1 protein-coding gene is annotated in these 259 nt (G+C 61.4%); it reads left to right on the plus strand.

Annotated elements, in window-relative coordinates; all coding sequences use genetic code 11:
* On the plus strand, positions 1-259 hold a 259-nt coding region (locus tag SB658_RS25250; RefSeq protein ID WP_410603169.1), incomplete at both ends, for a CoA transferase.

Below are 259 nucleotides of genomic sequence, written 5' to 3' on the forward strand. Positions count from 1 at the left end.
GCCGACGGCGGATTCATGGCGGTGGGTTGCGTGGAGCCACAGTTCTATGCCGCAACCATGAGAGTGCTCGGACTGACCGAAGATCCACTGTTCGCACAGCAGCACAACAGAGAAGCATGGACGGCAATGGCGGACCGGCTTGCCGATCTCTTCGCGACCCGTACCCGCGACGAATGGGACGCTGCATTCGACATGCAGGGCGCCTGCGTCTCCCCGGTATTGAACTTCGACGAAGCAGCGGTACACCCGCACAATGCCT

Origin of the sequence: Bacillus sp. SIMBA_008 (assembly GCF_046535495.1) — a bacterium.
GTDB lineage: Bacteria > Bacillota > Bacilli > Bacillales > Bacillaceae > Bacillus > Bacillus subtilis.